The organism is Mucilaginibacter polytrichastri, from assembly GCF_001911425.1.
Lineage (GTDB): Bacteria > Bacteroidota > Bacteroidia > Sphingobacteriales > Sphingobacteriaceae > Mucilaginibacter > Mucilaginibacter polytrichastri.
In genome coordinates, this window is the sequence record NZ_MPPL01000001.1 from 1,054,084 (window position 1) to 1,064,099 (window position 10,016).

Annotated in this window: 9 protein-coding genes; 5 read left to right on the plus strand and 4 right to left on the minus strand. The window is 41.4% G+C overall.

All coding sequences use genetic code 11. From position 1 onward, the window contains the following. Nucleotides 1-37 precede the first annotated feature (37 nt). Nucleotides 38-2,425, minus strand: a complete 2,388-nt coding sequence (locus RG47T_RS04780) for an ABC transporter permease (RefSeq protein WP_074488368.1) — start codon at nucleotides 2,423-2,425, stop codon at nucleotides 38-40. 322 nt (nucleotides 2,426-2,747) lie between these two features. Here RG47T_RS04780 and RG47T_RS04785 point away from each other — a divergent pair, with 322 nt between their 5' ends. Further along, entirely contained in the window at nucleotides 2,748-4,745 is a 1,998-nt protein-coding gene (locus tag RG47T_RS04785; protein ID WP_074488369.1) for a thioredoxin domain-containing protein, read from the plus strand. Between the two features lie 26 nt (nucleotides 4,746-4,771). Then, nucleotides 4,772-5,269: an FKBP-type peptidyl-prolyl cis-trans isomerase gene (locus RG47T_RS04790; RefSeq protein ID WP_074488370.1), complete on the plus strand. Its 498-nt coding sequence runs from the start codon at nucleotides 4,772-4,774 to the stop codon at nucleotides 5,267-5,269. Between the two features lie 176 nt (nucleotides 5,270-5,445). Here RG47T_RS04790 and RG47T_RS04795 read toward each other — a convergent pair whose 3' ends face one another. Together RG47T_RS04795 and RG47T_RS04800 are read right to left on the minus strand one after the other, a co-directional pair. Further along, nucleotides 5,446-6,132 carry a hypothetical protein gene (locus RG47T_RS04795; protein ID WP_074488371.1) on the minus strand — a complete coding sequence of 229 codons (687 nt, stop codon included), beginning with the start codon at nucleotides 6,130-6,132 and terminating at the stop codon, nucleotides 5,446-5,448. Nucleotides 6,133-6,166: 34 nt separating this feature from the next. Continuing rightward, a complete protein-coding gene (locus RG47T_RS04800; protein ID WP_083627296.1) occupies nucleotides 6,167-6,586 on the minus strand; it encodes a PH domain-containing protein in 420 nt (139 codons plus the stop codon). Between the two features lie 67 nt (nucleotides 6,587-6,653). Between RG47T_RS04800 and RG47T_RS04805 the strand changes: the two genes are divergently transcribed. The 3 genes from RG47T_RS04805 (at nucleotide 6,654) to RG47T_RS04815 (ending at nucleotide 8,923) form a co-directional block, all read left to right on the plus strand. After that, nucleotides 6,654-7,229 carry an acyl-CoA thioesterase gene (locus RG47T_RS04805; RefSeq protein ID WP_074488372.1) on the plus strand — a complete coding sequence of 192 codons (576 nt, stop codon included), beginning with the start codon at nucleotides 6,654-6,656 and terminating at the stop codon, nucleotides 7,227-7,229. A gap of 362 nt (nucleotides 7,230-7,591) precedes the next feature. Then, a complete protein-coding gene (locus tag RG47T_RS04810; protein WP_074493147.1) occupies nucleotides 7,592-8,680 on the plus strand; it encodes a fatty acid desaturase in 1,089 nt (362 codons plus the stop codon). Between the two features lie 45 nt (nucleotides 8,681-8,725). Continuing rightward, nucleotides 8,726-8,923, plus strand: a complete 198-nt coding sequence (locus RG47T_RS04815) for a hypothetical protein (RefSeq protein WP_074488373.1) — start codon at nucleotides 8,726-8,728, stop codon at nucleotides 8,921-8,923. 80 nt (nucleotides 8,924-9,003) lie between these two features. On the opposite strand, the gene malQ is transcribed toward RG47T_RS04815, so the two are convergent. Next, a partial coding sequence (gene malQ, locus RG47T_RS26605) for a 4-alpha-glucanotransferase (protein ID WP_253187492.1) occupies nucleotides 9,004-10,016 on the minus strand: 1,013 nt, incomplete at its 5' end.

Consider the following 10,016-nt stretch of genomic DNA (forward strand, 5'->3'; position numbering starts at 1 on the left):
GTATTGTTGTAAAGAATGTCTGTTATGGTATGAAGATTTATTCGCTTCTTAAACTCTTCACCGGGTTCATCAGCGCAGCTTTTACACTCTGATAGCTTACGGTAAGCAGTGTCATGGTAATGGCGGCCAGGCCGGTAACTACAAATACCCACAGGGATATAGCAGTGCGGTACTGGTAATTATTTAACCAGCTATGCATAAAATAATAGGCCAGGGGCGTGGCTATTATCAAGGCAATAACTACAAGTGTTACAAAATCGGTTGATATTAAACGCCACAGGCTGAAAACGGAAGCGCCAAGTACCTTGCGTACGCCAATTTCTTTGGTACGCTGCTCGGCCATAAATGAGGCCATGCCAAATAAGCCTAAACAGCTAATGAAAATAGCTAGCAAAGAAAAGAAAGCTGCCAGTTTACCAATCCGTACTTCGTCGGTAAATTTCTTAGCGTATTCTTCATCCGTAAATTTATAAGCAAATGGTTCAGACGGCGAGTATGTTTTAAAAACACGTTCGATTTTGCTCAATGCTTCATGGGCGTTGGCGTGTGGGTTTATTCTTAGGTTTATATAATCAACGGCGCTGTTATTCATGTAAAATACAGTTTGTTTGGCAGGCTCATAAGGCGAATCCATCACCATGTTTTTTATTACCCCAATAACGCGGTAGCTCCTGCCCCAAAACTTAACTATTTCGCCCACCGGGTTTTTAAGCCCCATAATTTTTACCGCAGCTTCATTTACTACAATGCCAGATGAGTCTGTGGCAAACTGGCGGGAAAAGTCGCGCCCGCCGGTAAATTGCCAACCAAGTGTTTTGCCAAACTCGTGCGTTACACCTACTATAGCAAAATCATCAGGTAGGGCAGGGTCTTTTCCTTTCCATTCAAAACCGCTTGTATTGTTGTCAACATGTGTAGGCGGGCTGGTTGATGCCGCAATTTGTGACACCGCGCCAGATTGAAGCAGTTCTGTACGCAAAGCTTCATAATGCTTGCTCACATCATCGGTTGATGGTTCTATAGTAATGAGCCCATTACGATTGTAACCCACGGGCCGGTCTTGCGCATACTGTATCTGTTTAAACACCACAATAGTGCCCATAATTAAAATAATAGAAACAGAAAATTGCACCACCACCAAAACCTTGCGCGGTATAGCTGCAAAACGGCCTGCCTTAAAGGTACCCTTTAATACTTTAACCGGGTTAAATGATGATAGGTATAAGGCAGGGTAACTGCCCGCTATTAAGCCTGTAATAAAAGTAAAGCCAATACCTGTGAGCCAGAATAGCGGATTGCCCCATAAAATAGCGATGTCTTTATCGGCCACGATATTAAAAAACGGAATTACGAGTTGTACCAGTACCAAAGCGAGCGCAAATGCAAAAACGGCCACCAATAACGATTCGCAGTAAAATTGGATAATCAGCTCTCTTTGTAACGAGCCCAAAGCCTTGCGGATGCCTACTTCTTTAGCCCGCTTTTCGCTGCGGGCAGTGCTTAGGTTCATGAAATTAATGCAGGCCAGTAGCAATACAAATAGGCCTACGGTACCAAACAACCATACATACTGGATTTTACCGCCGGATATAATGCCATGTTTAAACTCAGAGTACAGGTGCCATTTGCTCATTGGATGTAAAAACAGCAGATGATTGTATTTCATATCTGCCTTGGTTAAATGCACAAGCTTCAGCTTTTTAATTTTGGCAGATACCTGCACTATGTCCGCATGGTCATTCAACTGCACATAGGTGCGGTACGAGTTATCGCCCCAGTCGTTGAGGGCGTTTTTACTAAGCATATTGGTTAGGTAATAACTCCAGGGCGCAATAAAATCAATTTCTATGTACCGAAAGGTAGTGTTATGCGGCGGATCTTCGTAGATGCCGCTAACCTTAAAGCTCGATTTATTATCTAACCGCACCAGCTTGTTAATGGGGTCGGTGTCTCCAAAAAGGGCTTTGGCCGATGATTGCGAAAGCAGCATAGCGCTGGGATCTTTTAATGCACCCCTGGTACCTTTGAGCATTTTAAGCGAAAATATTTCGGTAACATCAGGTTCCATAAAACCGCCCGAGATAGAAAGTTTTTTATCGCCAACGCCTAAAATGTGGTGCCATGTTTGCGATGACATCGCCACATATTTAAAATCGCTGCTGTAAAGTTTCCTAAGTTCTTCGCCCGTTGGCGCTGGTAATGATCTGCTGGTTTTTATTTCGCCGTTGAAGTTTTGGTTTTGCATCACCTGTGCAACGCGGTTATAATTTAGGTGAGATTTATCAAACGAAAGTTCATCCAATATCCAAAGGCCTATCAATATAGCCACAGCCATCCCTACGGCCAGCCCGCCAATGTTAATTAATGACGAAAACTTGTTTTTAGTCAAATTTCTCCAGGCTAATTTAATATAGTTTTTTACCATACCACATAGGTTTAAAGGCGATTGATGTGCTTAATTATATAAATTAATGTGTTTAAATATTGTGCCTTAAACTTAACTATTTGATTATTAATATTTTATAATGATTCTTTGTCGTTGCTTCTGTATCATAACCGTACGCTCTGCGTTCGATTTTGATAATTAAAGGAGAGGCCTGCATAAAGTGTAAACTTATTTCATGACGATACAGTCTTCCAAAGTGTTCTGCATCACAAAAAGCGTAACATCGCTGAACATAGCTATTAAAACGGTGTTATGTAAAATAAATCCGAAATCGAACATTCGAAATCAATAGTTTTGCCTCATGAATCGTCTCGCTAACTCTGCCTCGCCATATTTACTGCAACACGCCAATAACCCCGTTGATTGGTACCCCTGGGGGACCGAAGCCTTGCAAAAGGCCCGCAACGAAAATAAGCTGATATTGGTGAGCATTGGCTATTCGGCTTGCCACTGGTGCCACGTAATGGAGCACGAAAGCTTTGAAGACGAGGAGGTAGCCGCCGTAATGAACGAACATTTTGTTTGCATTAAGGTGGATAGGGAAGAGCGCCCCGATATTGACCAGATATACATGAGCGCGGTACAGTTAATGACCGGCCGTGGCGGCTGGCCGTTGAATTGCATTTGCCTGCCAGATCAGCGGCCGATATATGGTGGCACCTATTTTCGCAAAAACGACTGGACAAGCTTGTTGCTTAACCTTGCCGATTTTTACCGCAACAAACCACAGGATGCAGAGGAATATGCCGTGAAGCTAACCCAGGGTATCCAGCAATATGAGTCGGTTGATTTTGTAACCGAGCAACCGGAATATACTAAAGCCGATCTGGAAGCAATTGTAACTGCATGGCGCAAACATTTTGACCCCAAAGAAGGCGGTATGAACCATGCACCTAAGTTCCCGATGCCTAATAACTGGCAGTTTTTAATGCGCTATGCCTATTTAATGCAAGATGAGGGCATAGCCAATGCGGTAAAGCTTACTTTAAAGAAAATGGCATATGGCGGTATTTACGACCATGTTGGTGGCGGCTTTGCCCGGTACTCTGTTGATGCACGCTGGCATGTACCGCATTTTGAGAAGATGCTGTATGATAACGGACAATTAATCAGCCTGTATGCCGAGGCCTACACCTGGAACCGTGATCCGCTTTATAAACAGATAGTTGATGAAACCATTGCCTTTGTGCAGGGCGAACTTACATCGCCCGATAATGGTTACTACTCGGCGCTTGATGCTGATAGTGAAGGGGTAGAGGGAAAGTTTTACACCTTTACAAAAACCGAAATTGAAGAATTGCTGGGCGATGATGCCACGCTATTCGCGATCTATTATAATATTACCGAAGACGGTAATTGGGAAGAAGAAGCGACCAATGTTTTCTTCCGTAAAGATGATGATGCAGAACTTGCCGCAAAATTAGGCATCAGCGAAAACGAACTGAAAGCTAAAATAGCCACGTTGCGCACCCTGGTATTTGAAAGCCGCAGCCATCGTATAAGACCCGGCCTTGATTACAAGATCATTGCCTCATGGAACGGCCTGATGCTAAAAGGCCTGTGTGATGCAGTACGTGCTTTTAATAATGATGCATATCTTGACTTGGCAATAAAAAATGCAGACTTTATATTGAACAACCTGGTTGATGGGAGTGGTAAATTGATCCGGATATATCAGTCAGCAAACCCAATTGCTTTTCTGGATGATTATGCCAATGTGATTGATGCGTTGATTGCTTTGTATGAGGTTACCTTTGATATGAAATGGCTGCAGCAGGCCAGGAAACTTGCTGATGTAGCCATTGAACTGTATTACGACGAGCAGGAAGGCATGTTTTTTTACACCGCTGCAGATAACGAACAACTTATTGCACGCAAGTGCGAAATAATGGATGGTGTGATACCTGCATCAAACTCGGTGATGTCACGCAACCTTAAAAAGTTGGGTTTACTGTTTGAAGAAGAACAATATCACCAAATTTCGGCACAACTGCTTCGTAACCTTATGCCCTATATGGCCAAATATGGGTCGGTATATTCTAATTGGGCTATGCTGCTACTAGAGGAAGTATTTGGCACTTATGAGGTTGCCGTTACCGGCCCCGAAGCTAATAATATGCGCAGGGAAATGGAAGAAAATTACATCCCCAATAAAATTATGTTGGGGGGTAACGAGGAAAACTTACCTTTGTTGCAAGGCAGAACGGGCGATATAACACGCATTTTTATCTGTAAGGATAAAACCTGTGGTTTACCCGCTCATAATGTTGTGCAGGCATTAAAACAAATTACTGCATAAAAACTTATTCAATAAATAATTTAATAATGAAGATCGAGCCTCAACACGTCGTGTCATTAACATACAACTTATATGTTGATCAGGATGGCACTGAAAACCTTGTAGAAAAAACAACAGAAGAGCAACCATTAACATTTTTGTATGGTGCCGGGCAAATGCTTCCGCGCTTCGAAGAAAATTTGTCAACCTTGTCAACCGGCGATACGTTCGATTTCCGTTTGCCTGCAGCTGATGCATATGGCGAATATGATGATGAAGCAGTAGCCAACCTGCCAAAAGAAATGTTTGAAGGCCAGGACTTGCCAGAAATAGGCAGCTTATTGCCTTTGCAGGATAACCAGGGTAACCATTTTCAAGGGCAGGTAGTTTCTGTTGTTGAAGATGCAGTGATAGTTGACCTTAACCACCCTATGGCTGGCCAGGAGCTACACTTTACCGGTAATGTTTTAAATGTACGCCCTGCCACACCAGAGGAGCTGTCGCACGGACATGCCCACGGTGCAGACGGCCATCACGGACACTAAAACAAAAAGGCTCCCAATTAAACTTTGGGAGCCTTTTTGTTTCTATTTTAACTAACTAGCATGTCATGGAACTTGTTTCAGCACCCCACTTGCCAGATATCCGACTTATCGAGTTTATACCCGCCATATTTGATGCCGAAATAAATACCGGCACAATGGCTAATGTTATCATCCGCCTAATACAAATCCAAATCCCCACCCGCAGTTAAAAAGCAACGGATAAATATCCGGCATGAAATTGGTTCGCCATTAATAGTGGCGGGTACAAATGTTTTATCTTCTTCGCTCAATAAATCGATATTAAAGCTCACTTTGCGGTCATAGTTTTGTGCCTGAAAGTGTACCACATAATCGGCAAGGCGCCCACCAGGGCTTACCAGCAGTTCAATAGTGGTTACCACTACTTCAGTGTTAATATCACGCATATCTGGCGGTAGCCTAAAAAGCTTCAAATATGGAATATAACCATAAAAACGCCCTCCCCGTATCACGGGTTTGGTGGTATGGTCGGTATCACTTAAGGTGCGGTCTACCAAATACCTGCAATTAGATGTGGTGTCTTCCGGCGCCTCATACAGCAAGGTATTAGTTGTGTAATTAAAGCGTTGTACCAAATGGTTTCCTGTATCATAAAAACTCCATACGCCAGTTTTAACATTGTTGGTGTACTTACCGCTGGCTAAGGCATTTTTGCTGCCTATAATAGCTTGGTAAAGCCCCTCACGTATTTTATTGTCAGATTTTAAAACACTGACGTGTTCTTTAACGTCGCCGGTAAGTTTTCGTTTTATAATAACGGTTTCTTGTGCCAGGCTGCAAACAGGCAATAGAAATGCAAGGAGGTAAATGTATAAACGCTTCACGATAACAAATGCTTAGGATGCCAAAATTAACATACTATACTTCACTAACAATAGCCGGGTTAATTTGCTTAAGCATTTCAATAAATTCTTTTTTATTTTTTGGAGAGATAACCACGCTGTCGTAAGTATTGTAAAAAATCTCGATCCGATCTGATGATAGTGCTGGCGCACTCCATATGGTGTTGTTAGGTATAACCTTTTTTATTTTTTTAATATCTATATCGATTTTAATAATAAGGCCACTTTTTATAATTAATGCATCATTATTAATTGTGTATTTGGTGTTGAGCACTATTGGTAACAATACAATTCCAAATGCAATAGATAAAATTATAATAGCTGGAATTTGACCTTTAATAATTGCGGAAACTAAAGTTCCGAATATCAAAACTACTATCGGAACCCATAAAAAATAGTTGATTTTGGAAGGGTAAATGTGTTCTGGTCGGGTCATATCGTAAATATAATACTTTTGAAGCCTGCTTTAATTTGATAAAAGCATTAAACTATTAAATTTGGCTATGCAAGATACGCCAGAATTTAAATCCGCAAAGTTTTCACAAACCACTCTTACCGAGTTAATGATCCCTTCGTATGCCAATTTTGGTGGTAAAATACACGGGGGCATATTGTTATCATTGATGGATAAGGTAGCTTATGTATGTGCAGCAAAGCATGCCGGTAATTACTGTGTAACGGCATCGATAGACGCTGTGGACTTTCTGGAACCGATAGAAGTAGGAGAGATGGTATCGCTGATGGCTTCGGTTAATTATACTGGTAATACCTCCATTGTGGTAGGCATCAAGGTAATATCAGAGAATGTAAAAACCAATATTGTTAAGCATACCAACACGAGCTACTTTACCATGGTAGCTAAAGACGAGCATAACCGCCCGGCAAAAGTGCCCGGACTAATTGTAGAAAACCGCGAGCAGGTAAGGCGCTTTATAGAAGCCATACATCGCAAGCAACTTAAGCAAAGCTATAAGCATGAAGCCAAACAGATTAAGGTACCTAATGACCCCGAAAAGTTATTAGAACTGCTTAAAGGAGAACGATGTGTGTTTGAACGCAAGGCCATTGTAAAACAGTAACCATACTTATTTCGGAATTCAAATTTTTCTATATCGGATTTACCGGAAACTCGCGTTAAAGAAACGCCATAATAAGACGGCAACCAGCAAAGAACTTCTTTTAGGTTCGTTCTAAAGAAGAATGACTTGAGGTGAAATATTTCCCAATCGTATAAAAACGTTGATTTCTATTCTTAAAAAGCGTTTTTGAACTATTTTACAAAACAGTTATATCTAAACCATATGTTTTTACGTTTAAGTACCAAGCCTAGGTTGAAGTTTTAAGTATTAATTACATTTTGATGATATAATTACCTACCTTTCCAATGTTAACTGAGGCCCCCTTTTTAAACTTTACTATAAATTATAAACTCGATTACTTAATGTCATTTTTAGACACAGTTCTTCAGCCGCCCTCGTACGGATGGCAAGATTCTAACGGCGATTTAGTTAAGCCATCCCCAAAACAAATTTTCGGTGAGTTTTTTTCGAGGCTCAACGTTTTTAAAGACAAAAAAAATTGGCTGTCATTTCTATGCTGGTTTACAGTATTAGCATTGGTGCCTTTCTTTTTCTTGTTTTTATTTAAATATCTATCTGTTAAAACGCTTTTAGCCGCTTTCTTTTACAGCATGATTGTAATGGGTACGCATGGCACCATTTGGCACCACAGGTATTGCACCCATAATGCTTACCAGTTCCGCAACAAATTCTGGCGGTTTTTTACACAAAACCTTACCCTAAAAATTATTCCGGAAGAGATTTATGCAGTATCGCACCATGTGCATCATGCGAAATCTGATACTCCCGGCGACCCATACAATGCACAAGGTGGGTTTTTGTATTGTTTTTTGGCCGATGTTAATCACCAGCCAATCAATAAGAACCTGAGCGAAAAAGATTATGCTAAATGCGTTAATTTAATGAAGCATATCGGCGTTAGTGTTAACACTTATGAGCAGTACCAGAAATGGGGCTCGCTGGCCAAACCTTTAAATACAATTGTTGGTATTATCCTCAATTGGTCGTTTTGGTTTGGTGCCTTTTATTTAATAGGCGGTATCCCATTAGCAGTTGCTTTATTTGCAGCAGCAGGTTTTTGGGCTGTAGGTGTACGTACCTTCAACTACGAAGGCCACGGCAAGGGCGAAGACAAGCGCCGCGAAGGTGTTGATTATAACCGCGATGATATGTCTATCAACCAAATATGGCCGGGCATTGTAGCGGGAGAGTGGCACAATAACCACCATTTATACCCTAAGAGTGCACGCTCTGGCTTTAAGCCTTACCAGGTAGATTCTGCCTGGTATTATATTAAGTTTATGCATACCATTGGTGCTGTAAGTACCTATCACGATTCAAAAAAGCAGTTTTATAAAGACTATTTAAAGGCCCACGCAACTGAGAAAGAAGCAACAGTTGCAGAGCTAAGAGTGCCCAAAGCAACAACACTGGTTGCAGAACGCATATAATTAAAACTTTTAATATTACATGGTGTTTAGTTAAAAATAATCACCATGAAAAAAATAATTTTCTTACTCATGCTCACCATATGTGTGGCATCAATGTCTTTTGCACAACAGGTTGTGGTTAAAGATGAAACTAAAACTAAACGCACCAGTACTTTACCCCAAAAAATACATAATGTGTTTCATAAGAAAAAACATTATAGCGGTTACAAAACCAAACATGTAGTTAAAAAAGCTAAAGTATAATATAAAGGCTCCGATTTATCGGAGCCTTTATTGTTTAACCATATTTAATTAACATAACAAATAATAGGAGCAGACCGTATTTACTGCCTGTTATACATTTTTACCAGCCCGATTAATTCGGTTGACGTGCCTTTACTTAACAATTTTGGCAGCATACGCCACAACCAATTATTTTCTGCGATTGATGGATTGTTCATTCTCGATTTTTCATCCAGCCCCAAAACATCCTGCATAGGGATAATTGCTACTTTTGCGGTGGAAGCATAGGCCATGCGGATTAATACTTTGGCGATGTTTTTATGTTTTACCGGTAAGCCTGCATAGGCTTCAATCTGTTTAACTATTTGTTTATCCGTATCCTGATTATACCATCCTGTTGTAGTATTGTTGTCATGGGTGCCGGTGTATACCAAAAAGTTAGCATCATAATTATGGGGGATATACAGCGATTGTGCCGTTGCATCGCCGAAGGCAAATTGCAGCACTTTCATGCCGGGTAATTCAAACTGATCGCGCAGCTTAAATACGGGTTCATCAATATCGCCCAGGTCTTCGGCCACAAAAGGCAAATTACCCAAAGCCTGTTTTACTTTGTTAAAGAAATCTGCGCCCGGGCCTTGTACCCAGCGGCCATTTTTGGCAGTCGGTTCACCGGCGGGTACTTCCCAGTAGGCAGCAAATGCCCTGAAATGATCGAGCCGCAACATATCAAACAACTCCATGTTTTTGCGCAAACGGTTAATCCACCATTGATAGCCTTGCTTTTTCAGTACATCCCAGCGGTACACCGGCATACGCCAAAGCTGTCCATCGGCATTAAAATAATCTGGTGGCACGCCTGCAATACCGGCCATGTTGCTTTGCTTATCCAGGGCAAAAATTTCCTGGTTGGCCCATACATCTGCCGAGTTGTAGCTTACATAGAAAGGCAGATCGCCAAACAATTTAATATTCAGGGTATGGCAATGCGCTTTTAACTGATGCCATTGCCTGTAAAATATAAATTGCAGCCATTGTATTTTATCAATTGCTCTTTGATGGCGCTGGGTAAAACGGGCTAATGCGGGGGTATGGCGGGGTTTTAAAGACCGGG

Excerpts from the sequence above, each read along its gene's own strand:
- RG47T_RS04805 (WP_074488372.1), top strand. The coding sequence starts at position 6,654 with ATGCAAGATACGCCAGAATTTAAATCCGCAAAGTTTTCACAAACCACT.
- RG47T_RS04780 (WP_074488368.1), bottom strand. The coding sequence starts at position 2,425 with ATGGTAAAAAACTATATTAAATTAGCCTGGAGAAATTTGACTAAAAAC.
- RG47T_RS04785 (WP_074488369.1), top strand. The coding sequence starts at position 2,748 with ATGAATCGTCTCGCTAACTCTGCCTCGCCATATTTACTGCAACACGCC.
- RG47T_RS04815 (WP_074488373.1), top strand. The coding sequence starts at position 8,726 with ATGAAAAAAATAATTTTCTTACTCATGCTCACCATATGTGTGGCATCA.
- RG47T_RS04800 (WP_083627296.1), bottom strand. The coding sequence starts at position 6,586 with ATGACCCGACCAGAACACATTTACCCTTCCAAAATCAACTATTTTTTA.
- RG47T_RS04790 (WP_074488370.1), top strand. The coding sequence starts at position 4,772 with ATGAAGATCGAGCCTCAACACGTCGTGTCATTAACATACAACTTATAT.
- RG47T_RS04810 (WP_074493147.1), top strand. The coding sequence starts at position 7,592 with ATGTCATTTTTAGACACAGTTCTTCAGCCGCCCTCGTACGGATGGCAA.